Source organism: Elioraea sp. Yellowstone, from assembly GCF_006704265.1.
GTDB lineage: Bacteria > Pseudomonadota > Alphaproteobacteria > Acetobacterales > Acetobacteraceae > Elioraea.
Window position 1 is genome coordinate 1 of the sequence record NZ_VIKA01000023.1, and the last position, 24,395, is coordinate 24,395.

Genomic DNA, 24,395 nt, shown 5'->3' on the forward strand with positions numbered 1-24,395 from the left:
CCGCCGGGCCGAGGGTGATCGCCTCGCCCGGCGCGAGCGGACGTCCATGCGCCGGCAGGACCGGCCGGGCGGCGGCGAAACGGCCGCCCAGCCCCGGCAGCAGCGCGGCGGGATCGACGCTCGCGGCTGCGGTATCCGACGCGTTGGCGAGGGTGATGCGCAGCGACGTCGCGGTGCGCGTGTCGGGGCCATCGGCGCGCATCAGCGCGACCACCTGTGCGCCCGGGCCGGTCAGGCTGCGCGGTGCGGCGCCGTCGGTCACCGCCGCGTTGGCCGCGGCGAGATCGGCCGAGACATCCCAGCCGCCGAGCGCGGACGCGGCCTCGAGATCGTAGTCGCCGGGCCGGTCGCGCACGGGGTCCCAGCGCCGGGTGAAGCCCCGTTCCCAGCCCATCGGGACGATCAGTCCGCAGCCGAAACCGGCCGCGATGCGGAGGCGGCGCCGTGCGGCGAGCGCTCCGGCCTCGCCCTGCGGCAGCGCCGGCTGCGGCGCGAAGGGCGCGCCGACCACGGCGAGCGGTGGGGCGACGGCGGCGAGCCGCACCGCCTCCTCCGTCCACCAGCCGGCGCGCAGATCCCACCAGGCGAGGCTGTCGGCCGAGCGCGTGAAGCCGAGTCCCGCGAGCGCGCGCACGGCCTCCGCCGGCACGCCCGGCGTCCAGGCGAGCCGCGCGCGCGGCCCCTCGCCCGCGAACAGGAGGCGCCAGAAGAGCGCGGGCAGACGGTGCGGATCGAGACAGCGCAGCCCCGCGACACCCGCCTCGTGCCAGCGCGCGACCCGGGCGCTCCACCACGCCGCGAGCGGCTCGGCCGCCTCGCCGCGCACGCGCCGCATTCCCGCACCCGGCAGGTCCCGGCGCGGGTCGAGCGGCGCGGCGCTGCCGGGCACCGCGAACCAGTCCGGATGTGTGCGGGCGAGCACACCGGACTCGGGCGCCTGGTCGGCCACGAGGTCGAGCCAGAACGCCAGCCCGTGACGTGCCGCCGCGGCGCACAGCCGCGCGAGCGTGGCATCGCCGTCCTCGGGAGATTCCAGGATCGGGTGCGGCCGGTCGTGATCCGCGGTGCGGAACAGGTCGCCCGTGGCATCGGGCGCGAAGAGGGGCGGGACGAGCACGGTGTCGAAGCCGAGTGCGGCGGTCTCGGCGAACACGCCCTCCCATGCGGCGAGCGGGCCGATCAGCAGCGGATGCAGCGCACGGATGCGCGGCGGCCGAGCCGGGGCGGGGACCGGCCTCTCGGCGGCGACGGCCGGCGAGGCCGCGCGCACCCTGCCTGCCCGCGTGCGGTCGATCGTTTCGCTCGTCATCGCCCGATGCTCTCCCTGTCCAGGCCCGGGATCGCCTGCGCACGGCCGGAAACGCGAGCCGCACGGGCGTCGGCCGCCAGGCCATGTTGCGGCAACAAGACGATGCCGCTGCGGAACGTCGGCACCACGCCGGTCCCGAGGCACTGCGACCGAGGCTCGGCACGCGCCGCCGGAGCGGCGCGCGACACGTCAACCCGTCTACGACAGCGCGCGCGCCGCGCGCAACCCGCAAGCCGCACGCCCTGTCAGCGGGGCCGTCCCTTCACGGTCAGGAAACGCTCGAACGCGGCGAGGGTTTCGTCGCTCACGTGATGCTCGATGCCTTCCGCATCGGCTTCAGCGACCTCTTCGGGGACGCCGAGCGCGACCAGGAACGCGGCGACCGTCTGATGCCGCGCCTTGACGCGGCGCGCCATCGCCAGTCCCGCCTCGGTGAGGAAGACGCCGCGATAGGGCCGCGCATGGGCGAGCCCGTCGCGCTTCAGCCGCGCGATCGTCTTGATCGCGGTCGCGTGGGCCACGCCCAGACGGCGCGCGATGTCGGTCGGCCGCGCCTCGCCTTCGCGCTCGAGCAGATCGGCGATGATCTCGACATAGTCCTCGGTCAAGGCGCTCGCGCGCGCCGACCGCGCGGAGGCGTGGCGTGCGGCCTCCGCCGGCGCGGCTGGGGATGCGGGATCGTCCGGGTCGGGCATCTCGGCTCCGGCGGCTGGCGGGACGGCCGGTTAACACGATGGGGCGCACAAAACAATTTGTACCTACAGCTACATAGTGTGGCCTCAGAGGAGACATCATGCCATGGGTGCATCTTGACGCCGGGGCTACGCCAAGCCATGCTCCACCGCGTCGAACGACAGCCGGACCCGAACCTGGAGCCGCGCCGTGCCTCACGCCGAGTCCGTTCGCCCCGCGTCGCCCCCGCGCCGCCGCACCCTGCTCGCCGGCGCCCTCGCCCTCCTGCCTGCGGCCGCGCTCGCCCAGTCGCGCACGCCGCTGAACGTGCTGGCGACGATCGCGATGATCGGCGACGTGGTGCGCGAGATCGGCGGCGAGCGCACGCGGGTCGAGGTGCTGATGGGTCCGGGCGTGGATCCGCATCTCTACAAGGCCACGCGCGAGGACGTGGCGAAGATGCTGCGCGCCGATGTGGTCTTCTACAACGGCCTCGTCCTCGAAGGGAAAATGAGCGACGCCTTCGTGCGCGTCGCGCGCACCGGCAAGCCGGTCTATGCGGTGACCGAACTCCTCCCCGAGGAGGAGCTGATCGAGCCCGAGGGCGCCGACGGGCTCTACGACCCGCATGTCTGGATGGACCCGCGCGCCTGGTCGGCTGCTGCCGGACTGATCGCCGAGAAGCTGATCGCGCACGATCCCGCGGGCGAGCCGGTCTTCCGCCGCAACCTCGCCACGCTGAAGGCGCGCATCGCGGCGCTCGACGCCTATGCCGAGCGCGCGATCGCGACCATCCCGGAGCGGCAGCGCGTGCTCGTCACCGCGCATGACGCGTTCAACTACTTCGCGCGCCGCTACGGCATCGAGGTGCTCGGAATCCAGGGCCTCTCCACCGAGTCCGAAGCCGGTGTCCGGCGCATCCAGGAGCTGGTCGACGTGCTGGTCGAGCGGCGGATCCCGGCCGTGTTCGTCGAGACCTCGGTGTCCGACCGCAACGTGCTCGCCCTCGTCGAGGGCGCGGCCGCCAGGGGCCACCGCGTCGTGGTCGGCGGCGCGCTCTTCTCCGACGCGATGGGCGATCCCGGCACCTATGAGGGGACCTATATCGGCATGATCGACCACAACGTGACGACGATCGTGCGCGCGCTCGGCGGCACCGCGCCCGAGCGCGGCTTCCAGAACCGGCTGGGGACGCGGCGCTGACCATGCCGGTCGCGCCGCTGCCCGTGCCGGCGCTGACCGTGCAGCACCTCTCGGTCGCCTATGACAAGGCGCCGGTGCTGTGGGACGTCTCCTGGACCACGCCGCAGGCGGGGCTGGTGGCGATCGTCGGGCCGAACGGCGCCGGCAAGTCCACCCTGCTCAAGGCCGTGCTCGGCCTGGTGCCGCGGCTGTCGGGCGAGGTGCGCGTGTTCGGCCTGCCCTTCGCGGAGGCGCGCGCCCGCGTCGGCTACCTGCCGCAGCGGGCCTCCGTGGACTGGGACTTTCCGGCGACCGCCCTGCAGGTGGTCGCGCAGGGACGCTATCCGCGCGTCGGCTGGTTCCGCCCGCTGCCGCGCGCCGAGCGCGAACGCGCGCGCGCGGCACTCGCCGAGGTCGGCATGGCCGAGTTCGCCGGCCGCCAGATCGGCCAGCTCTCGGGCGGGCAGCAGCAGCGCGTCTTCCTCGCCCGCGCGCTCGCGCTCGAGGCCGATCTCTACCTGATGGACGAGCCCTTCGCAGGCGTCGATGCCGCGACCGAGCGCGCGATCGTGGGGGTGCTGCAGCGTCTCGCCGGCGAGGGCCGCACCGTGATCGCGGTGCATCACGATCTCGCAACGGCGCCACAATATTTCGACCACGTTCTGCTCCTGAACGTGCGCGCGATCGCCGCCGGGCCGATGGCCACCACCTTCACGCCCGAGAACCTCGCGCGCACCTATGGCGGCCGGCTCAGCCTGCTCGAACGCGCGGTCGCCGCCGCGCAGGCCGGCAAGCGGCCGGCCGCCCCCGTGCCGTGACCCTGCTCGAGGCGCTGCTGTTCTCCGCCGGCTACAACGCCGCGGTCGTGGCCCTGGGCTGCGCCGGGTTCGGGCTCGCCGCCGGCGCGCTCGGCTGCTTCGTGCTGCTGCGCGGCCGCGCGCTGATCGCGGACGCCGCCGCGCACGCCACCCTGCCCGGTGTCGCCGGCGCCTTCATCCTCGCCGCCCTCGCCGGCTGGGAGGTGCGCTCGCTGCCGCTCCTGCTCGCCGGCGCGGCCGCGACCGCCGCGGTCGCGGTGCTGCTGGTGAGCGGCCTCACGGCCGGCGGGCGCATCCGCGACGACGCGGCGATGGCGCTCGTGCTCTCGATCGGCTTCGGCACCGGCGTGGTGCTGATCTCGGTGGTGCAGTCCCTGCCGGTGGGCGGACAGGCGGGGCTGAAGGGCTTCATCCTCGGCCAGGCCGCCGGGATGAGCGCGGCGGATGCGCGCATGATCGGGCTGCTCGCGGCGCTGGCGCTGCTGCTGGTCACGGTGATGTTCCGCCCGCTCGCCGCCCTCTGCTTCGACCGCGAATTCGCCGCCGCCGTCGGCCTGCCCGTGCGCGCGCTCGACCTGGCACTGCTCGGCTTGATGCTCGCGGTGACGGTCGCCGGGCTGCGCGCGGTCGGGCTGATCCTGGTGGTCGCGCTGATGGTGATCCCGGCCGCGACCGCCCGGCTGCTCACCGAGCGGCTCGAAGTGATGGTGCCGCTCGCCGCCGCCATGGGCGCGCTCGCCGCCTGGCTCGGCGCGGGGCTCTCCTCGGCGCTGCCCGGACTGCCGACGGGGGCGACCATCACGCTGGTCGCCTGCACGCTGTTCGTCGCCGCACTGCTGTTCGCGCCGCGCCGCGGCGCGCTCGCCTTCGCCTGGCGCCAGGCGATGCTGTCGCTCACGGTGGCGCGCGACCACGCGCTGCGCGTCGCCTTCGAGGCGGCGGAGAGCAGCCCCGCAGCGCCGCTTGCCTGGGCCGATCTCGGCCGCGGCGCCGGCTGGTCCGCCTGGCAGCGCGCCCTGCTGCCGCGCTGGATGGAGGCGGCCGGCTGGGTGACCGAGCGGGCGGGGCAGGTCGCGCTGACGCCGTCCGGGCTTGCGCTCGCGCGCGACCTCACGCGCCGCCACCGCCTCTGGGAGCACTACATGCAGGCGGCCGGCGGGCTCGCGCCTGCGGCGGCGCATCGTGCGGCCGACGAGGTCGAGCATACGCTCCCGCCCGAGGTCACGCGCGAGGCCGAGGCCTGGCTGCGCCGCCACGACCCCGCCCGCCTCGCCGAGGGCGAGGTGCCGCCGCCGGGCGAGGCGGAGCGCACGCCATGACCGAGTTCCTCCAGCTCGACCTCGCGCCGATGCTGGCGGCGACGCTGGCCTGCCTCGTCTGCGGGCTGGTCGGCAACCTGCTGCTGCTGACGCGCCAGTCGCTGCTGGGCGATGCGATCAGCCACTCGGTTCTGCCGGGGATCGTCATGGGATTCTGGGTCTCGGGCAGCCGGGCGGCGGCGCCGCTGGTCGCCGGCGCGATGCTCGCCGCGGTCGCCGCCGCGCTGCTGATCGCGCTCGTGCGCCGGCTGACGCGGCTCGAGCCCGGCGCGGCGATGGGCGTGGTGTTCTCCGGCTTCTTCGCGCTCGGCATCGTGCTGATCGAGGTGAGCGGGGCGCACGCGGTGGATCTCGACGTCGACTGCGTGCTCTACGGCCAGCTCGAGGCGCTGATCTGGCCCGCCGCCCGCGGGCCGGGCGCGCTGCTGGATGCCGCCGCGCTGGCCGAGTTCCCCGCCGAGGTGACGACGCTCGCGGTCGTTCTGGCGCTGACGCTTCTGCTCCTCGTCCTGCTCTGGAAGGAGCTCCGCCTCGCCGCCTTCGACCCCGACTTCGCGCATGCGATCGGCTTCGCCCCGCGCCGGCTCTCCCTGCTGGTGCTGGTGCTGGTCTCGGTCGCCTGCGTCGCCGCGTTCTGGGCGGTGGGCTCGATCCTGGTGATCGCCGCCCTGGTCGCGCCGGCGGCGATCGCGCGGCTGCTGACGAACGGCTACGCGGCGCAGTTCCGCCTCTCGGCGGTCGCCGCCGTGGCGATGGGCGCGGGCGGGTACTGGCTCGCCGCCCTCGCCCCCGGAGCACTCGGGCTCGGCCACGGGCTGAATGCGGCCGGGATGATCGCGGTGCTGGCGGGCGTGCTGCTCGCGTTCGCCTGGCTGTTCGGCCCGTTCGGCCGACGCGGCGCAGCGCGGCGGGCCACCGTCGCCGGGCATCCGGCCGCCGCGACCTGAGCCGCGCGCCGCCGGCGAGTGATCCGCGGCACCTCGCGCAACGGCGGCGTCGCGCCTAGTCTGGTGCCATCCGCCTCGCGTGGCCGCCCGCCGGTGCGGCAGGCGCGCGTGGCCGGACTGGATCGCCGGAGCGATGGACGACACGAAGCGGGTCGCAGGCCTGATCCGGGATTGGATCGCCCGGGAACGCATCTCGCGCGAGCAGTTCGCGTTCAGGACGAGGCTCGGCAAGTCGACGGTCGACAAGCTGCTGGTCGGGCTCTACTCCGACCGCACCCTCGCGATCGTCGAGGCGCATACCGGGCTCGTGCTGCGTCCGCGCGCGGATCCCGCAGAGCCTTCCGCCCTGCCGTCGCTGCCCGAGGCCCCCTCGATCGCGGTGCTGCCCTTCGTCGACATGAGCGCCGATGCGGCGCAGGAGCACATCGCCGACGGGCTGACCGAGGACCTGATCACCGAGCTCTCGCGCCTGCGCTGGCTGTTCGTGATCGCGCGCAACTCCAGCTTCACCTACAAGGGTCGCGCGGTCGACGTGCGCGAGGTGGCGCGCGAGCTCGGCGTGCGCTACCTGCTCGAGGGCAGCGTGCGCCTGGCCGGCAGCCGCATCCGCGTCACCGGCCAGCTGGTCGACGCCGAGACCGGCAAGCACATCTGGGCGGAACGCTACGACCGCGAGCTGACCGACCTGTTCGCCGTGCAGGACGAGATCGCCTCCAACGTCGCCGCCGCGATCGAGCCGCATCTCTACGACGCCGAGGGCCTGCGCGCCGCGCACCGCGCACCCGGCAGCATCGACACCTGGGGCCTGGTGGTGCGCGCGATCGGCCTGGTCAACCGCGTCGGTCGGCGCCAGAACGAGGAGGCGCGCGCGCTGCTCGCGCAGGCGATCGCGCGCGAGCCCGGCTATGCGCGCGCGCACGCGGTGCTCGGCTGGGCGGTCTGGTGGGCCGCCCACTGCTACTGGTGGGAGGACCGCGAGGACGGCTTCGCCGAGGCGACGCGACATGCCGAGCGCGCGGTCGCACTCGATCCGGCGGAGCCCTGGGCGCGCATGACGCTCGGCCTCTCCCACAGCACGGCGCAGAGGCATGACCGCGCCCTGATCGAGCTGCGCACGGCACTGGATCTCAACCCGAACTCGGCGCTTGCGCGCACGGCGCATGGCTGGGGGCTGCTGCGCGCCGGCCGGTTCGACGAGGCGATCGCCGAGACCGGCAAGGCGCTGCGGATGAGCCCGATGGACAGCTTCGCCGGGTTCTACACCTCGATCCACGGCCTGGCGCTGCTGGCGGCGCGGCGGTTCGCCGAGGCGCTGCCGCATCTGCGCGCCTCGGTCGCGGCGTTCTCCGAGTATGCCGGCCATTACAATGCCCTGATCTCCTGCTGCGGCCATCTCGGCCTGATGGAGGAGGCGCGGCACTTCATCGCGGCGCGCAACCGGGTTGGGCCGCCGATTCGCGTCAGCCTGCTGCGCCGCAACCTCGCCGGCTTCGCCCATCGCGAGGTGTTCGTCGACGGCCTGGTGAAGGCAGGCGTGCCGGAGTGACGCGGCATCCGGCGCGGCCGGGAAAGGTCCGGAAAGTTCTGGCGATCGCCCCGGAAAGCTGCCGACGGCATGGTCTGCGTCGACGCGATGGCGGCGCGATGCCGCCCGACGCCCCGGAGACACCGATGATCGACAGCCCCGCCACCGGCACCCTGCGCCGCGCCGCCCCCCTGATCGCCGCCGCGCTGGGCACCGCCCTGCTCGCGCTCGCCGCCTGGCCGGCCGCGGCGCAACCGGCCGACGACCGGATGGTCGCGCGCGGCCGATACCTCGCCGCCATCATGGATTGCGGCGGCTGCCACACCGGCGGCGCGCTGATCGGCAAGCCCGACCCCGCGCTCGCCCTCGCGGGCTCGCAGATCGGCTTCCAGATCCCCGAGCTCGGAACGTTCTATCCGCCCAACCTGACGCCTGACCGCGAGACCGGGCTCGGCGCCTGGAGCGAGGCCGAGATCGTCGCCGCCGTGCGCACCGGCGTGAGGCCTGACGGGCGCATCCTGGCCCCTGCCATGCCCTGGCACGCCTACGCCGCGCTGACCGACACGGATGCGCTGGCGCTGGCGCGCTACCTCAAGAGCCTCCCGCCCGTGCGCCACGCCGCGCCGCCGCCGACCGGCGCCTCCGAGACGCCGCCCGCGCCCTACTTCGCCCTCGTCGTGCCGACCCGTTGACGCCCCGACCCGCAAGGACCCACGCCATGAAGCTCCACGCCCATCCGGCCTCCACCACCTGCCGGCCGATCCTGCACTTCGCGGCCGAGAGCGGCATCGCGATCGAGCTCGCCTTCGTCGACCTGTTCGCCGGCGACCACCGCAGCCCCGCCTATGCCGCGATCAATCCCGACCGGGCCGTGCCCGTGCTGGAGGACGGATCGTTCCGCCTCACCCAATGCTCGGCGATCCTGAAATACCTCGCCGAGCGCGCGGGCTCGCCCGCCTATCCGGCCGAGCCGCAGGCGCGCGCCCGGGTGAACGCCCTGATGGACTGGTTCAACACGGACTTCCACCGCGCCTTCGGCTACGGCCTCGTCTATCCCCAGGTGCTGCCGCACCACGCCTGGCCCGACGCGCAGATGCAGGACGTGGCACTCGCCCGCGCCGAGGCCGAGGCGCGGCGTCGTCTCGACGTGCTGGATCGCCACCTGCTCGATGACGAGTCCCCCTTTCTCGGCGGCGCGGCGCCCTCGCTCGCGGACTATCTCGGCGCGGCCTATGTGACGACCGGCGAACTGATCGGCTTCGACCTCGCGCGCTGGCCGCGCGTGCAGCGCTGGCTCGCGGCGATGACGGCGCGTCCCGCCTGGGCCTCGACCAACGGCGCCTTCGAGGGGTGGTGCGAGATCCACCGCCAGGCGCGCCGCTACCGCATCGCCGCGTAGTGCGGATTCCGATCGGGCAAGGGCCGCGCAAGGAGGACCGACAGGCGATGCGCGCGCCGCCGGGATGTCATACCAGCCCGCCGAAGGTTTGACCTTCGGCGGGCTGGGACGGGGTCATGTTCGCGCGCGGCCGCCCCACCAGCCCCGCGCGCGATACCCTCCGCACAAAGGTCGAGCCTTTGTGCGGAGGGTATCAGCCGCCCCGCCGCGGCGATGGCCGCGGACCGCTGGCGAGAAACGCGATCGCCTCGGCGAGCGGCATCGGCCGCGCGAACAGGTAGCCTTGCGCGAGGTCGAAGCCGAGCTCGCGCACGGCGGCGAGATCCTCCTCGGTCTCGACCCCTTCTGCCACCACCTTGGCCTCGAAGCCGTGGCCGAGCTCGACCGCGGCCCGGCAGATGCGTCGCAGCGCCTCGTCCTGCGCGCAGCCATGCACGATCGACCGCTCGATCTTGAGTTCGGCGAACGGGAAGTGGCGCAGCCGTTCGAACGTGGCGTAGCCCGAGCCGAAATCGTCGATCGCGATGCCGAAGCCGTGCAGCACGGCGCGCATGGCGAAGGCCTCGGCCGCGACCATGTCGCCGATCAGGTCGGTCTCGGTGATCTCGAGCATCAGGCTGCGCTCGGCCCCTTCGCCGAGCGACTTGAGCGCTTCGATCAGCCCGGGCCGCAGCAGCGTGCGCCCGGCGAGGTTGATCGAGACCGGGATCGTGCCGCCCATGCGTGCGGCCGCGTCCAGCGCGGCACGCGCCGCCGCAAGGGTCAGGTCGTAGAGATCGTCGTCGTCAGCCGGCGGCAGGAACACGTCGGGTCCGATCACGCCGCGCTGCGGGTGGATGACGCGGCAGAGCGCCTCCATGCCGACCCCGGCGCCCGACGCGAGCTCGACCTTCGGCTGGTACCAGAAGCCGAGCCAACCTTCGGCGATGGCCTCGCGCAGCAGCCCCGGCTCGGTCGGCGCCGACGCGCGCGGCTGCGCCGCCGGCGCCGCCGGGCCAAGCCCGGCCACGAGCCGCTGGAGCTCGCCGCGCCGGAACGGCTTGCGCAGCAGCCCGGCGATCTCCACCCCGGCGCGCCGACCGATCCGCCGCGCATGCTCGAGCAGCGTGCCGGCATGGCCGCTCATCAGCACGACGCGGCCGGCGAAGCCGCGCTCGGCGAGCAGATCGAAGATCTCGACCGCATCGCTGTCGCCAAGCGAGAGGTCGAGCAGCAGGAGGTCGGGATGCTCGCCCTCGAGGGCGGCGATCAGCTCCGCCTTGGAGCCGATGCCCTGCGCCGGGACGCCGAGCTTGCGGAGCTGCGAGGCGACGAGAACGCGGATATCGGGCTGGTCGTCGACGACGATGGCTGCGCGCAGGCCCGCACCGCCGCGCATGGCGGCCTCCGACTCGGGCCCGGCAGTTCCTCGCGGCATCAGGCTTGCTTCGCTCGGCACGCGATCGGTGGCGGATGACGATGGATTCTCATACCCCATGATCGCGTGGGCTGCCTACGCCGCGGTTACGGAACCGGCGAGAGATTCGCGTCAGCCTCGGCGATCGGCGCGGCGCCGATGCGCGGCCGACAGCGGGATCGGCGGCATGCCGGCCCGCAAGGCCGGCGCGCCGAAGGCGCGCGCGCGCACCGGCTCGCCGCGGATGCCGGGCAACCGCGCCGGCGTGCAGGTGGGGATCGATAGCGCGAATCGCCGGCGCGGGACGGCCCGGGCCGACGACGACCTCAAGGGTACGGGCGGAGGGGATCGAGCGAGCGATCCATCCGCTCATCCATGAAGCCCCCTGCCCTTGGCCCGGGGCTCCAGCCCCGGCGGCCGCGCGGCCGGAACGCGGCCTGCTCGATGGCGGGCAGAGCCGCTTTCCCGCCGGTCGCGCGGCGCCGCACCGCTGCACGCGCCGTCGCTGCGGTCAGGTACGATGGCAGGCTGCGACGAGACGAGGGGCAGCGCTCCATCCCGGCCACGACGAACAGGTTTCGCACGGCGAACCCCCTCTCACGGCACCTCGACGCCGAACAGGGGCGCGTATTGCTGCGAGCCGAACACGTCGTGCTCGCCGGGCGAGCCCGACGGGCGGTCGCGCTTGATCGTGAACTTGATCGCGTTGGCCGGATCGAACACCACGAAGTCGGTGATGCGCTCGCGCGGGATCCGGTAGAGCGCGGCCACGCTCTCGGGTGTGAGCACTTTCGAGTCGCGCACGCGCTCGAAGTTGGCACGATCCCGGAAGATCACGTCGAAGGTGATGTGGTCGACGCCTGCGTTCTTGCTGCGGATCGTGCTGGCAAGATCGCGCAGGGTGGGCATGTTGCGGATCATCTCAGGCGGCCTTCCGTGCAGAGCCATCGACGGTGTGGAACGCGGTGCGGAACAGCTCCGACGGATCCTTCACCGGAATGATGTGGTTCAGCGTCCATTCGTAGCCGGGCTTGCCGACCAGAACCTCGTCGGCCATCAGCGCTGCCGCCCCTGCCGTGCCCTTCACCTCGGCAAGCCGGGCATAGAACAGGTTGCGGGCGGCGAGCGCACAGATCTCTTCCGCCTTCTTTCCGTCCTTGCACACCACCTCGGCGACGATGCCGAGCTCGTGCGGGCGGACGGGCGGGCTCGGTTCGAGATCGCCCATCACGCCGTTGCGGCCATAGACGTGGTAGAAGACCTGCCAGCCTGCCTGCTCGGGCGCGCCGAAGCGCTCGGCAAGACGCGCGCGCGCCCAGGCCATCGCCTTGTCGATGTTCTCGATCGTGTAGGGATCGCGGATGCCGACCACGGCGAGCCGGCGCTCCCCCACCTTGCCGGCACCTTCGAGCTTCACCATCGGCTGCGCGGAAGGCACGAACACCGCGCCCGAGGCGCGGGTGGTCTTCTCGTCAACCTGCTCGTAGCGGCAGGTGCTCATGTCCACGTAGCCGGAGGCGACGTATTCGCGGAACGGATCGCGCCGCTCGTACATCGCGTGGCTCGCGAGCGAGGCCGGCGTGCAGCGCTGCCCGGGATGCATGGCGGTGACGCGGATGTCGTCCTCCCTGATGCGGCCGAGGATGCTCTCCTTGCCCATGAAGGGCTCGCAGCAGAACGAGGCGCACTCCATCAGCTTGCCGGCGTAGTAGGCGGTGGCCGGGCTGAGTCCCGCGTTCAGCAGCGGCGCGGCGAACAGCGCGCAGTCCGAGGCGCGGCCGGCGATCACCACCTCCGCGCCCTTCCTCAGCGCCGCCGCGATCGGCTCGGCTCCCATCACCGCGACGATGCGGTCGGTGCGGGCGAGCACCGACGCGTCGGCATCCGCCCGGCCATCCAGACCCTTGATCACGACACCGGACTCGAGCCGCGCCAGCATCGCCTCGCGCGTCTGTTCCGACTTGATCGTCGCCATGCGGAACGGAGCCAGCCCGTGTTCGGCAGCGATCTCGCGGATCAGTTCGGCGAACTGATCGACGCCGCGGTCGGTGCCGGTGTCGGAGGCCGAGCCCACGATCATCGGCACGCCGAGCCGGCGCGCGGCCGTCAGCATGATCTCGAGGTCGTGGCGCTGCCAGGCGACCGGGCTCGCCTGGCCGTCGGCGCCGAGCGGATAGGGGCCGATGTCGCAGGAGCCGGAATCGGCGATGATGAAGTCGGGCTTCAGTTCGCAGCCGGCCAGGAAGCTCGCCTTTTCCAGCGGCGTGAAGCCCAGATGCCCCGTCGGGCACAGGATGCTGACCTCGGTCATCGGCGTCTCCCTCATGATCCGACGCCGATCGTGCACGCGGTGTGCCAAGTCAGGCGGCGGCCGCCTCGGCCATGCCGAGCTTGAGCATCTGATGGCGCAGCGCGTGGCGCGACAGCCGCAGCCGCTGCGCCGCACGGCCGTGCCGCCCGCCCGTCTCCTTCAGTGCGGCGGCGATCAAGGCGCGCTGGAAGTCCTCGGTCGCCTCGTGGAAACCGCGATGCAGCGGCAGCGCAGCCCCCTCGCCGAAGGAGACGGCCGGCGGAGCGCGCCCTTCCACCTCGCGGATGATGCGATCGGGGAGGTGCTTCACCAGCACGAGCTCGTCCGTCTCCAGGATGGCGATCCGCTCGATCAGGTTCTCGAGTTCGCGCACGTTGCCGGGCCAGGAGTAGCGGCGGAACATCTCCGCGACGCGCGGTTCCAGCCCGCGGATCACCCGGCCGCAGCGCGCGGCGTGATGGCGCAGGAACGCCTCCGCCAGCAGCAGCACGTCGTCGCCGCGCGCGCGCAAGGGCGGGATGTTCACCGGCACGACCTGCAGCCGCCAGTAGAGGTCGTCGCGGAACCGCCCGGCCTTCACCTCGGAGAGGAGGATCCTGTTGGTCGAGGCGACGAAGCGCACATCCACCGTGGCCGACTTCACCGCGCCGACGCGGCGGAACTGCTGGGTGTCGAGCAGGGTCAGGAGCTTGGCCTGGAGCTGGAGATCCATCTCGCGGATCTCGTCGAGGAACAGCGTGCCGCCATGCGCCGCCTCGATCAGCCCCTGCTTGGTGGCCTGCGCGCCGGTGAAGGCGCCGCGTTCGTGTCCGAAGAGTTCGGACTCCATCAGCGTCGCCGGGATCGCGGCGCAGTTGACGTCCACGAAGGGGCGGTGTGCGCGCGGCGAGAGGCGGTGGATCATGCGCGCGACCAGCCCCTTGCCGGTGCCGGTCTCGCCGTAGAGCAGCACCTGGCGCACCGGGCTTGCGGCGATTCGTGCGACCAGCGCCCGCACGGCCCTGATGCTCTCGTGTTCGCCCAAGAGATCGGCATACGCCATCGCGCACTCGTCCCCGCGCCCGTCCTGCGCGGAGATTACGCCTCGGCGTGCGTCTCGCGCCATCCCTCGGCGCCCAGGGCGAATACCCGCCAGGGGGCGGAGCAGGGCGGGCCGAGCGCGATCGCGGCGCGCAACGCCCGCGTCGCGTACACCGCCCCGGCAAGGGTGGGGGAGGGATCGGGTTCGTGCCGGCAGAGCGCCTCCGGCGCGTGCAGGGCGAGGATCGCGCGCGGATCGGCCATGCTGGCAAGGGCGGCGCGCAGGGTGGCGAGCCGCGCCCGCGAATGGCCGACGGGCGCGAGCGGGTCGGGCGCGCCTGTGTAGTGGTTGGTGCGCGACACGCACGCTGCCCGCTCGATCTCCACGCGTCCGTGCCGGAGCTCGACCGCGGCCGCGTCCCCGGAGGCATCGGCGAGCACGAGACTGCCGCCGCCGGCATGCGGCAGGGCGCGGATCAGGTCGAGGGCCTCGGCGACCGTCGCGCAGCCGGCGAGCAGCCTGTTCATCAGGACGTAGCGCAGCATGCCGGGCCCGTGCGCGGCGGTCGGGATCTGCGTGTCGGCAAGGGCGAGCCCGTCGCTGTTCATCCCCGACGACCAAGCGCCCGGTGCGCCGAGCGAGCCGAGGCAGAGCACGCTGCGCCCACCCCAGACGGGATCGCGATGCGCGAAGACGCGCTGCAGCGCGGCGTGCTCCGGGCGGAAGTCGCGGTTCTTCGCCACCACGCCTGCGCGCGCGAAGGCGGTGCAGCCGTCGCGGTCGTCCGGTCGCGCGGCGAGGTCGGCCAGACAGCCGAGATGCAGGAAGACGAACACCTCGTCCGCGTCGAGCCCGAACCCCTCGGCAATGCCCGCGATCTCCTCCAGCGCTTCGGGAGCGAGGCGCGCGGTGATCTCGCGCTGCGCGGCGAGGAAGGCACAGGCGGCGGGCGTATCGGTCGCAGCGGCGGCCATGCGGCTTCGGATCGCGTCGCGCACGGCCGACGCCGCGTCCGGACAGGCGCGCGCCTGGCCGAGCCCGCGCGCGCGCGCATCACCCTCCAGCACGACGAGCGCCGTCATGCGACACCGCCATCGAGCAGGTGGCAGGCGGCGCGATGCCCAGCCTCCAGCGGCACGGTGCGCGGCGCCTCGCGCGAACAGCGCGGGCCCGCCTCGGGGCAGCGGGGATGGAACGGGCAGCCCGGCGGCGGCGCGAGCGGCGAGGGCAGGTCGCCGCCGACATGGCGCTGGCGCGCAGCCCCCGGCTGGTCGAGCCGCGGGACGGCCGCGAGCAGGGCGCGGGTGTAGGGATGCGCCGCGCGCCGCGTCACGGCATCGCGCGGCCCCTCCTCGACGATCGCGCCGAGATACATCACGGCGATGCGGTGGGCGAGATGCGCCACCACCGCGAGGTCGTGGCTGACGAACAGCAGCGTCAGCCCCATCTCGGCGCGCAGGTCCCGCAGCAGCCCCAGCACCTGCGCCTGCACCGAGACGTCGAGCGCCGAGACCGGCTCGTCGCACACCACGAACTCGGGCTTGAGGATCAGCGCGCGGGCGATGCCGATGCGCTGGCGCTGCCCGCCGGAGAACTGGTGCGGGTAGCGGTCCATGTGCGCGCGCGCCAGCCCGACGCGATCGAGCATCTGCAGGATGCGCGTCTCGGCTTCGGGTCCCCGCAGATGGGCATGGAGCAGCAGCGGCAGACCGACGATCTCGCGCACGGTGCGGCGCGGGTTCAGCGAGGCGTAGGGGTCCTGGAAGACGATCTGCATGCGCGGGCGCAAGGGGCGCAGCGCGTCCTCGGAGAGCGCGGTGATGTCCTGACCGTCGAAGCGGATCGTCCCGCCCGTGGGGTCGTGCAGGCGGATCAGCAGCCGGCCGAGGGTCGATTTGCCGCAGCCGGATTCGCCGATCAGGCCGAGCGTCTCGCCGCGCGCGATGTCGAGATCGACCCCGTTCACCGCGCGCACGGTCGGCACCGCCTTGCGGGTGATCCGCGCAGCAAGCGTGCGCGCGAGCGGATAGGCCTTGACGAGCCCGCGCGCCTCGATCAGCGCCGTCATGTCACCTCCTCGGCGCGCAGGCAGCGCGAGAAGCGGCCCGGCGCCACCGCGCGCAACGCCACCGGCTGGGCACAGGCGTCGATCGCCAGCGGACAGCGGTTGCGGAAGCGGCAGCCCGCATCGACGCGCGCGAGATCGGGCACCTGCCCGGGGATCGCGTGCAGCGGCCGGTCGGGGTCCTCCAGCGAGGGCAGGCTTGCCATCAGCCCGCGCGTGTAGGGGTGGCGCGGCGCGGCGATCACCTCCGCCGTCGGCCCGGTCTCCACCACCTGCCCCGCATACATCACCATCACCCGCGCGCAGCGTTCCGCGACCACGCCGAGATCATGCGTGATCATCGCCACCGCGAGCCCGGTCTCCTCGCGGAGCTCGTCGATCAGGTCGAGCACCTGGGCGCGGATGGTGACGTCGAGCGCGGTGGTCGGCTCGTCGGCGACCAGCAGGCGCGGCTGACCGGCAAGCGCGATCGCGATCATCGCGCGCTGGCGCATCCCGCCGGAGAACTGGTGCGGATAGTCGTCGAGCCGCCGCTCCGGCGAGGGGATGCCGACCCGGCGCAGCAAGGCGACTGCCTGGTCGCGCGCCTCCGACGGCGACCGCGCGAGTCGGTGCGTGAGGATCGTCTCGACGATCTGTGTGCCGATGGTGAAGGCCGGATTGAGCGCCGAGAGCGCGTCCTGCATCGCCAGCGCCATCGCCCGGCCGCGCAGCGCGCGCAGCGACGACGGCGGCAGCCGCGCGAGGTCGGTGCCATCGAACAGGATCTCGCCCGCCTCGATCCGCCCCGGCGGGCGCACGAGGCCGAGCACGGACAGGAACGTCACGCTCTTGCCCGAGCCGGACTCGCCCACAACGCCGAGTGCCTCGCCCGTATGGATATCGAGATCGACGCCGTCGCAGGCGGCGAGCGGACCGCGCCGCGTGGGGAACACCGTGCGCAGGCCGCGCACCGACAAGAGCGCCGTCATGAGCTGTGCAGTCGGGGATCGAAGGCGTCGCGCAGCCCCTGGCTCGCGAGGTTGATCGCGAGAACAAGGGCCAGGATCGCGAGGCCCGGCACGGTCGAGACCCACCAGGCGTCCACCAGGAAGTCGCGACCGTCCGCGACCATCGAGCCCCAGGACGGCGTCGGCGGCTGCACGCCGAGGCCGAGGAACGACAGCGACGCCTCCATGATGATCACGTAGGCCATGCGGAAGGTGGCGACCACCAGCACCGGCGAGAGCACGTTGGGAAGGATCTCGCGCAGCATGATGCGCCCCGGCCGGCAGCCGATCGCGCGCGCCGCCTCGACATAGTCCTGCTCGCGCGCAGCGAGCGTCTCGCCGCGCACCACGCGGCAGGTGAACACCCACTCCTTGTAGACCAGCGCGAGCACGATGTTGTGCAGCCCCGGCCCCATCATCGCCATCAGCCCGATCGCGAAGACGAGATAGGGGAAGCCGAGCAGCGTATCGACCAGGCGCGAGATCAGCGTGTCGGTCCAGCCGCGCAGATAGCCGGCGGCGAGGCCGGCGAGCGTGCCGACCGCCGCGGCGATCGCGATGACGAGCCCGGCGACCAGCAGCGAGACGCGCGCTCCCCAGATCAGCCGCGAGAGGATGTCGCGGCCGAGCCCATCGCAGCCGAGCAGGAATCCCCACTCGCCGCCCTCCGCCCAGGCCGGGGGCTGGAGCCGGCGGAACAGGTCGGCCTCGGCCGGGTCGTGCGGGGCGATCAGCGGCGCGGCGAGCGCGACGATGATGAAGGCGAGGATGACGACCGCCGAGCCGAGCGCGGTCTTGTTGGCCGCGAAGCGGATCAGCCCGAGGTGAAGGGGCGAGAGCGGGCGGTCCTCGATCGCCGCCGCGCTCACAGCCGCACCTTCGGGTTGAGCGCGGTGTAGAGCAGGTCGGCGACGAAGTTCAGCAGCACATAGGTGACCGCGTAGAGCAGCACGGCGGCCTGCACCAGGGGGTAGTTGCGCGCGAAGATGCTCTCGACCACGAGCCGGCCGAGGCCGGGCCAGCCGAACACCGTCTCGACGATCATGTTGCCGCCGAGCAGCGATCCGGTCTCGATCGCGGTGACGGTGACGGCCGGGATCAGCGCGTTCTTGAGCGCGTGACGCAGCAGCACGCGCCGGCGCGAGAGCCCCTTGGCCTCGGCGAACAGCACGTAGTCGGAGGCGAGCACTTCGGCCATCGCACTGCGCACCACGCGCGCGAGCAGGGCGGCGGTCGGCAGGCCGAGCGTGATCGCGGGCAGGACCAGATGCGCGACCGCGTTGCCGAAGGCCGAGAGGTCGCGGGCGAGCAGCGTGTCGAGCAGCAGGAAGCCGGTGGCGCGCGGCACCTCGAAGGCGAAGCCGATCCGCCCGCCCACCGGCAGCAGGCGGAACTCGACCGCGAACAGCAGGATCAAGAGGATGCCGAACCAGAACCCCGGCAGCGAGACGCCGAACAGCGAGGCGGCGGACAGTGCCCGGTCGATCCAGGAGTCCCGCTTCACCGCCGCGATCACGCCGAACGGGATCGCGACCAGGATTGCGACGACGAGCGCGACCAGCGTGAGCTCGACGGTCGCCGGCAGGCGCTCGGCGATCACATCCCACACCGGCCGGCGGTGGAAGAACGAGATGCCGAAATCGCCGCGCAGCGCGTTGCCGAGAAACACCAGGAACCGTTCGACCAAGGGGCGATCGAGGCCGAGATCGCGCCTCAGTGCCTCGGCCTGCTCCGCGGTCGCGCGCTGGTCGGCCAGCATGATCTCCACCGGGTCGCCCGGCGTCAGCGTGATCATCAGGAACACGATCAGGCTGACGCCGAACAGCACGGGCAGGAGCTGGGCCAGCCGTTCGGCCAGCCGCGTCGCCGTCATCTCAGCCGACGATGCGCACGCGGTGCAGGTTGATGCGGCTGTCGGCCTGCGGCTTCCAGCCGGCGATGCGCTTCGAGACGCCGTAGATGTCCTGCGGCAGCCAGAGGAAGATCCACGGCGCCTGGTCGGTCACGATCGCCTGGGCGCGCTGGTACATCTCGGCGCGCTTGGCCTGATCGGGTTCGGTCTCGGCCGCGTCCAGCAGCCGGTCCACCTCGGCGTTGGAGAAGCCGGCCGAGTTGCCGCGACCGCCGGTGCGCAAGGTGGGCACCATGATGTCGGAGGGGTCGAGCGAGCCGTTGCCCCAGGAGGTGAGATACATGTCGCGCTCGCGCCGGCGCTCGGGATTCTGCCACATCGGCGTCAGCACCGCGCCCTCCCAGATCTGCGCACGCACGCGCAGGCCGGTGCGCGAGAGCAGCGCGGCGATCGCCTCCGCCACCTCCTTGAGCGCGGCGGTGGTGTCGATCACGAGCTCGGTACCCTCGGCCACGCCCGCCTCGGCCAGCAGCGCGCGGGCGCGGGCGAGGTCGTGGCGGTACTCCGGCAGATCGGCGTTGAAGGCGAAGGCATCGGGGCTCATCACACCGCGCAGCGGGGTGGCGGTGTTGTTGAGGATGCGGCTGATGATCGCCCCCTTGTCCAGCGCATGGTTCAGCGCGCGGCGCACGCGCACATCCGTGAACGGCGCCTTGGCGTTGTTGAGCGCGACGAAGAAGGTGCGCGTGCCGTTCACCTTGGCGACGGCGGCGTTCGCGCTCGCCTCGACCTGGCGCATCGCCGAGGGCGGCAGCTCGTTGATGATGTCCACCTCGCCGGCGAGCAGGGCGGCGATGCGCGCGCTGTTCTCGGGGATGATGCGGAAGATCACGCGGTCGACCTGCGCGGGGCCGGCCGGCGGGATGTCGGTCGAGCCGCCGTAGTAGCCCTCGAAGCGCTCCATGATCACGGCCTCGCCGCGCCGCCATTCCGCCAGCCTGAAGGGGCCGCAGCCGTCCGGCCGCGTCTGCATCCCCTCCTGGCCGACGCGCTCGACATGGCGGCGGTTCACCACCTCCTGGAACGGCAGCATCGCGCCGAGGATCGGCCAGGGTTCGGCGAGGATCATGCGCACGGTGCGCTCGTCCACCACCACGGTGTCCCGGAGCGGGCCGAGCAGTCCCTTGCGCGGGCTGGTCTGGCCGCCCATCGCGCCGTCCTTCACCAGGCGGTTGAACGTGAAGGCCACGTCCTCGGCGGTGAGCGGATCGCCGGAGTGGAAGCGGATGCCCTGGCGGATGCGGAACTCGTAGGTCCTGGCATCGACCGCGCGCCAGGCTTCGGCGATCTCGGGCACCACCTTCATGGCCGGGTCGCGCGTGAGCAGCCCGTCATGGATGTTGCGGATGATGGTCTGGGTCTCGCGGTTGCGGTGGTTCGCGGGGTCGAGGGTGAGCGCGTCCTGGCTGAACCCGACCCGCACGTCGCGCGAGCGCGGCTGGGCGGCGAGCGGGCCCGGCACCGCCGCGACGGCAGCGGCGGTCGCGAGCAGAGTGCGGCGTCCGATCATGGTCGTCTCCCGTTGGTGTTGGCTGCGGCGTCCGAGGCCGGGCACCGTCATCATGCGCGGTGCAGCAAGCGGCGTGCCATGGGCGCACCATGGACGGTTTCGGCGGTCGGCCCGTCACGGAGCCGTCGCACGCGCGCATTTCGCGCCATGGCGTGTGCCGCGCGCAGACGCGCGCTCAGGCGGCGGGCCGCGATTCCTGGGGGGCGTTCCCCGGCCGCGCGACCCGCACCTTGCGGATGCGCCGGCTGTCGGCGTCGAGGATGCGGAACTCCACGCCCGAGGGATGCGCGATCGTCTCGCCGCGCGCGGGGATGCGGTGCGTCAGCGCCAGGATCAGCCCGCCCACCGTCTCGATCTCAGCGTCGCGTTCCTCGGGCGAGAGGATCGGGCCGAGATGGCGCTCGAACTCCTCCACCGGCAGCCGCGCATCCACGTCCAGCGTGCCGTCGGGCCGCGGCACCACCTGCGCGGCGAGCGGCTCGTCGTGCTCGTCGGCGATGTCGCCGACGATCTCCTCGACCACGTCCTCGATCGTCACCAGCCCGTCGGTGCCGCCGTACTCGTCCACCACGATCGCCATGTGCATGCGCGCCTGGCGCATCTCGAGCAGGAGGTCCAGCACCGGTTTCGAGGGCGGCACGAAGAGCGGACGGCGCAGGATGTCGGCGATGCGGAACTCCGGCCCGCGGTCCATGTGCACGAACACGTCGCGGATGTGCACCATGCCGACGATGTCATCGAGGCTCTCGCGGTAGACCGGCAGGCGCGAATGGCCCTCGCGCTTGATCAGCGCGACGAGCGCCTCGAGCGTCATGGTCTCGGGCACGGCAACGATGTCGGCGCGCGGCACCATCACGTCGTCGGCGGTGATGCCGCGCAGCTTCAGCACGTTGGCGATCAGCGCGCGCTCGTGCGGGTCGAGCGCGGGCGGCGCGTCCTCGCCCGCCTCCTCGGCGCGCTGCTCGATCAGCGCCTCCAGGCTCTCGCGCAGGCCGTTGTCGTCGCGCGCGCGCAGCAAGCGCAGCATGCGGTCGATCAGCCGCGACAATCCGCCGTTCTCGCTCATCGCGCGGCCCCCCGGTAGGGATCGGGCACGCCGAGGCGGCGCAGCACCAGGGCCTCCTCGCGCTCCATGCGCCGTGCGGCGCGCTCGTCCTCGTGGTCGCGCCCGGCGCAGTGCAGCGCGCCGTGCACGACCAGGTGCGCGAGATGCCGGGCGAGCGGCCGGCGCATCGCGCGCGCCTCGCGCCGGGCGACGCCGTAGCCGATCGCGATGTCGCCGCCGCCGCCGCTCCCGGGCCAGGAGAGCACGTTGGTGGCGTAGTCCTTGCCGCGGTGGTGCGCGTTCAGCCGGCGCAGCGTGGCATCGTCGGCAAGCAGGAGGGCAAGCGTGCCACGCACGCGCGCAGCCCGCATGGCGGCCGCCGCGGCACGCCGCGCGACCGCCTCGACCGCGGGCACCGAGGCGCGCCAGCGCGGCTCGGCGACCGTCACGGTGATCCCCGCGCCGGCGCCCGGCGCGGGGGGTCTACTTCCCGGTTCCATCGTCAGCCTGCGCGGCGGCCGTGCGCGCACGCCGCCGCGTCTCCCTCTCGGCCTGAGCGCGGCGGCCATAGGCCTCGACGATGCGCGCCACCAGCGGATGGCGCACCACGTCGTGTTCCGTGAAGCGAACGACGCCGAGCCCCGCCATGCCTTCGAGCGTCTCGAGCGCATCGGAGAGCCCCGAGCGGGTGCCGGGCGGCAGGTCGATCTGCGTGAGGTCGCCGGTCACCACCATGCGGCTGCCCTCGCCGAGCCGGGTCAGCACCATCTTCATCTGCACCGGCGTGGTGTTCTGCGCCTCGTCGAGGATCACGTAGGCGTGGCTGAGCGTGCGGCCGCGCATGAACGCCAGGGGCGCGACCTCGATCTCGCCGGCGGCGAGCCGGCGCTGCACCTGGTCGGCGGGCAGCATGTCGGCGAGCGCGTCGTAGAGCGGGCGCAGATAGGGATCGACCTTCTCGCGCAGATCGCCGGGCAGGAAGCCGAGCCGTTCGCCCGCCTCCACCGCCGGGCGCGAGAGCACGATCCGCTCCACCTTGCCGGTCGCCAGCATCGCCACCGCCTGGGCGACCGCGATGTAGGTCTTGCCCGTGCCGGCCGGGCCGAGCGCGAAGACGAGCTCGTGCGCGGCGAGCGCCTCCATGTAGGCGGCCTGCATCGGGCTGCGCGCGGCGATCGTGCTCTTGCGCGTGCGGATCGAGGGGATGTCGGAGAGCGGCAGGCGCGGCTCCTCGGCGCCCGGTTCGAGCGCGCGCACCGTGGCGTGGCGCGCCATGCGCACGGCCGCGTCCACCTCGGCTCCTCCCACCGTCTCGCCTCGCCCCAACGCGGCATAGAGGCCGAGCAGCGCCGCCTTCGCGGCCTCCGCTTCCTCGGCCGGACCGGTCACAACAAGACGGTTGCCGCGCGAGGTCAGCCGCACGCCGAGACGGTGCTCGATGCGCGCGAGATGGGCGTCATGTGCGCCGAACAGCAGGGGCAGGAGCGCGTTGTCCTGGAAGGTGACGTGCAGCGTCACCGGCGGCACGTCGGCCGTGCCCCGCAGCACGTGGTTCATGCGGCCTCGGCCGCCGGGGCGGCATCGGCGAGACGACCGGCGAGCGAGTTCGGATGGATCGCGGTGATCGTCACGGGGCGGATCTCTCCTGCGAGCGTCGTGGGTCCCTGCACGTGAACGGGCTGCAGCCACGGACTGCGTCCGACCATCTGGCCCTGGTGGCGGCCGGGTTCCATGAACAGCACCGCGACCGTGCGCCCGAGCAGAGCGGCGTTGAAGGCGGCCTGCTGGTCGCGCAGCACGGCCTGCAGGGTCCGCAGGCGGCGGTCCTTGGTCGGCTCGTCCACCTGGTCTCTCGCCTCCGCCGCCGGCGTGCCGGGGCGCGGCGAGAACTTGAAGCTGAAGGCGGAGGCGAAGCCGACACGCCGGACCAGGGCGAGCGTCGCCTCGAAATCCGCCTCGGTCTCGCCGGGGTGGCCGACGATGAAGTCGGAGGAGAGGGCGAGATCGGGCCGGGCCGTGCGCAGGCGCTCGACGAGGCGCAGGTAGTCGTCCGCCGTGTGGCGCCGGTTCATCGCCTTCAGCACCGCATCCGACCCCGACTGCACCGGCAGATGCAGATAGGGCATCAGCGCCGGCACCTCGGCATGGGCGGCGACCAGCTCGTCGTCCATGTCGCGCGGATGGGACGTGGTGTAGCGGATGCGGTCGAGGCCCGGCAGCTCGGCGAGCGCGCGGATCAGCCGCCCGAGCCCCCATTCGCGCCCGTCCGGCCCGATGCCGTGATAGGCGTTGACGTTCTGGCCGAGCAGCGTGATCTCGCGCGCGCCCTGCGCGACCAGCCGGCGCGCCTCGGCCAGCACCGCCGCTGCCGGACGCGACTGCTCGGCGCCACGCGTATAGGGGACGACGCAGAACGAGCAGAACCGGTCGCAGCCCTCCTGCACGGTCAGGAAGGCGCTGATGCCCTGCGGCGCGGACTCCTCCGGCAGGTGGTCGAACTTGTCCTCGGGCGGGAACTCGGTGTCGAGCAGCGCGCGCTCGCCGGCATCCGCGCGCGCGACCAGGGCGGGCAGGCGGTGGGTGGTCTGCGGGCCGAGCACGATGTCCACATAGGGGGCGCGGCGGAGGATCTCCGCGCCTTCCGCCTGGGCGACGCAGCCCGCGACCGCGATCAGCATCCGCCCGCCCTCGGCCGCACGCGCCTGCTTCAGCCGCCTGAGCCGGCCGAGTTCGGCGAACACCTTCTCGGAGGCCTTCTCGCGGATGTGGCAGGTGTTCAGCACCACAAGGTCGGCGCCTTCCGGCGCGGGCTGGAGCGTGAAGCCCAGCGGCGCCAGCGCATCGACCATGCGGGCGCTGTCATAGACGTTCATCTGGCAGCCCCAGGTCTGCACATGCAGCCCGCGGGGCCGGGTGGCGTTCGTCATGCGGCTCTGGGGATGGTGGCGGGAGGTCGCATCACGCCGTCCGCAACC

The 24,395-nt window shown here is 73.0% G+C and carries 22 protein-coding genes and 1 pseudogene; 7 read left to right on the forward strand and 16 right to left on the reverse strand.

Annotated features, from left to right (window positions below):
• Together FK498_RS05575 and mntR are read right to left on the reverse strand one after the other, a co-directional pair.
• Nucleotides 1–1,309, reverse strand: a pseudogene (locus tag FK498_RS05575) (DUF3416 domain-containing protein); the annotation flags it as partial.
• Between the two features lie 245 nt (nucleotides 1,310–1,554).
• A complete protein-coding gene (gene mntR, locus FK498_RS05580; RefSeq protein ID WP_141852390.1) occupies nucleotides 1,555–2,004 on the reverse strand; it encodes a manganese-binding transcriptional regulator MntR in 450 nt (149 codons plus the stop codon).
• A 187-nt stretch (nucleotides 2,005–2,191) separates the two neighbouring features.
• On the opposite strand from mntR, the gene FK498_RS05585 reads away from it, so the two are divergent.
• The 7 genes from FK498_RS05585 to FK498_RS05615 all read left to right on the forward strand — a co-directional run bounded on the left by FK498_RS05585 (nucleotide 2,192) and on the right by FK498_RS05615 (nucleotide 9,171).
• On the forward strand, nucleotides 2,192–3,184 hold the full coding sequence (locus FK498_RS05585; protein ID WP_141852392.1) for a metal ABC transporter solute-binding protein, Zn/Mn family: 993 nt from the start codon (nucleotides 2,192–2,194) through the stop codon (nucleotides 3,182–3,184).
• A gap of 2 nt (nucleotides 3,185–3,186) precedes the next feature.
• Entirely contained in the window at nucleotides 3,187–3,981 is a 795-nt protein-coding gene (locus FK498_RS05590; protein WP_141852394.1) for a metal ABC transporter ATP-binding protein, read from the forward strand.
• A complete protein-coding gene (locus tag FK498_RS05595; protein ID WP_237560843.1) occupies nucleotides 3,978–5,300 on the forward strand; it encodes an iron chelate uptake ABC transporter family permease subunit in 1,323 nt (440 codons plus the stop codon). Before FK498_RS05590 ends, FK498_RS05595 begins: the two co-directional genes overlap by 4 nt.
• A complete protein-coding gene (locus tag FK498_RS05600; protein WP_141852396.1) occupies nucleotides 5,297–6,247 on the forward strand; it encodes a metal ABC transporter permease in 951 nt (316 codons plus the stop codon). Before FK498_RS05595 ends, FK498_RS05600 begins: the two co-directional genes overlap by 4 nt.
• Nucleotides 6,248–6,380: 133 nt before the next feature.
• The gene (locus tag FK498_RS05605) at nucleotides 6,381–7,793 is read left to right on the forward strand and encodes a tetratricopeptide repeat protein (protein WP_141852398.1); all 1,413 of its coding nucleotides are present in this window, start codon (nucleotides 6,381–6,383) and stop codon (nucleotides 7,791–7,793) included.
• A 125-nt stretch (nucleotides 7,794–7,918) separates the two neighbouring features.
• Nucleotides 7,919–8,464, forward strand: a complete 546-nt coding sequence (locus FK498_RS05610; RefSeq protein WP_141852400.1) for a c-type cytochrome — start codon at nucleotides 7,919–7,921, stop codon at nucleotides 8,462–8,464.
• A 26-nt stretch (nucleotides 8,465–8,490) separates the two neighbouring features.
• Complete coding sequence (locus FK498_RS05615) at nucleotides 8,491–9,171, forward strand: glutathione S-transferase family protein (RefSeq protein ID WP_141852402.1); 681 nt, start codon at nucleotides 8,491–8,493, stop codon at nucleotides 9,169–9,171.
• A 193-nt stretch (nucleotides 9,172–9,364) separates the two neighbouring features.
• Here the strand turns inward: FK498_RS05615 and FK498_RS05620 are convergent, their stop codons facing one another.
• The 14 genes from FK498_RS05620 to miaB all read right to left on the reverse strand — a co-directional run bounded on the left by FK498_RS05620 (nucleotide 9,365) and on the right by miaB (nucleotide 24,347).
• The gene (locus tag FK498_RS05620) at nucleotides 9,365–10,549 is read right to left on the reverse strand and encodes an EAL domain-containing protein (protein ID WP_161988324.1); all 1,185 of its coding nucleotides are present in this window, start codon (nucleotides 10,547–10,549) and stop codon (nucleotides 9,365–9,367) included.
• Nucleotides 10,550–11,164: 615 nt separating this feature from the next.
• Nucleotides 11,165–11,476 carry a DUF4387 domain-containing protein gene (locus FK498_RS05625; protein WP_141852404.1) on the reverse strand — a complete coding sequence of 104 codons (312 nt, stop codon included), beginning with the start codon at nucleotides 11,474–11,476 and terminating at the stop codon, nucleotides 11,165–11,167.
• A 13-nt stretch (nucleotides 11,477–11,489) separates the two neighbouring features.
• Nucleotides 11,490–12,878, reverse strand: coding sequence for an acyclic terpene utilization AtuA family protein (locus tag FK498_RS05630; RefSeq protein WP_141852406.1), 1,389 nt, complete (start codon nucleotides 12,876–12,878; stop codon nucleotides 11,490–11,492).
• 49 nt (nucleotides 12,879–12,927) lie between these two features.
• Nucleotides 12,928–13,920 carry a sigma-54-dependent Fis family transcriptional regulator gene (locus FK498_RS05635; RefSeq protein WP_141852407.1) on the reverse strand — a complete coding sequence of 331 codons (993 nt, stop codon included), beginning with the start codon at nucleotides 13,918–13,920 and terminating at the stop codon, nucleotides 12,928–12,930.
• Between the two features lie 35 nt (nucleotides 13,921–13,955).
• Complete coding sequence (locus FK498_RS05640) at nucleotides 13,956–14,981, reverse strand: C45 family peptidase (protein ID WP_141852408.1); 1,026 nt, start codon at nucleotides 14,979–14,981, stop codon at nucleotides 13,956–13,958.
• A complete protein-coding gene (locus FK498_RS05645) occupies nucleotides 14,978–15,967 on the reverse strand; it encodes an ABC transporter ATP-binding protein (protein ID WP_141852409.1) in 990 nt (329 codons plus the stop codon). The genes FK498_RS05640 and FK498_RS05645 overlap by 4 nt, the downstream gene beginning before the upstream one ends.
• Nucleotides 15,964–16,935, reverse strand: a complete 972-nt coding sequence (locus FK498_RS05650; RefSeq protein WP_141852410.1) for an ABC transporter ATP-binding protein — start codon at nucleotides 16,933–16,935, stop codon at nucleotides 15,964–15,966. Before FK498_RS05650 ends, FK498_RS05645 begins: the two co-directional genes overlap by 4 nt.
• On the reverse strand, nucleotides 16,932–17,822 hold the full coding sequence (locus tag FK498_RS05655; RefSeq protein ID WP_141852411.1) for an ABC transporter permease: 891 nt from the start codon (nucleotides 17,820–17,822) through the stop codon (nucleotides 16,932–16,934). The genes FK498_RS05650 and FK498_RS05655 overlap by 4 nt, the downstream gene beginning before the upstream one ends.
• A complete protein-coding gene (locus tag FK498_RS05660; RefSeq protein ID WP_141852412.1) occupies nucleotides 17,819–18,826 on the reverse strand; it encodes an ABC transporter permease in 1,008 nt (335 codons plus the stop codon). Before FK498_RS05660 ends, FK498_RS05655 begins: the two co-directional genes overlap by 4 nt.
• A gap of 1 nt (nucleotide 18,827) precedes the next feature.
• Nucleotides 18,828–20,375: an ABC transporter substrate-binding protein gene (locus tag FK498_RS05665; protein WP_141852413.1), complete on the reverse strand. Its 1,548-nt coding sequence runs from the start codon at nucleotides 20,373–20,375 to the stop codon at nucleotides 18,828–18,830.
• A gap of 175 nt (nucleotides 20,376–20,550) precedes the next feature.
• Nucleotides 20,551–21,441 carry a hemolysin family protein gene (locus tag FK498_RS05670; RefSeq protein WP_141852415.1) on the reverse strand — a complete coding sequence of 297 codons (891 nt, stop codon included), beginning with the start codon at nucleotides 21,439–21,441 and terminating at the stop codon, nucleotides 20,551–20,553.
• On the reverse strand, nucleotides 21,438–21,869 hold the full coding sequence (gene ybeY / locus FK498_RS05675) for an rRNA maturation RNase YbeY (RefSeq protein ID WP_237560844.1): 432 nt from the start codon (nucleotides 21,867–21,869) through the stop codon (nucleotides 21,438–21,440). The genes FK498_RS05670 and ybeY overlap by 4 nt, the downstream gene beginning before the upstream one ends.
• A 34-nt stretch (nucleotides 21,870–21,903) precedes the next feature.
• Entirely contained in the window at nucleotides 21,904–22,977 is a 1,074-nt protein-coding gene (locus tag FK498_RS05680; RefSeq protein WP_141852417.1) for a PhoH family protein, read from the reverse strand.
• Nucleotides 22,974–24,347 (reverse strand): tRNA (N6-isopentenyl adenosine(37)-C2)-methylthiotransferase MiaB, encoded by a 1,374-nt coding sequence (gene miaB, locus FK498_RS05685; protein ID WP_141852419.1) that lies wholly within the window; start codon nucleotides 24,345–24,347, stop codon nucleotides 22,974–22,976. The genes FK498_RS05680 and miaB overlap by 4 nt, the downstream gene beginning before the upstream one ends.
• Between the last annotated feature and the right edge of the window lie 48 nt (nucleotides 24,348–24,395).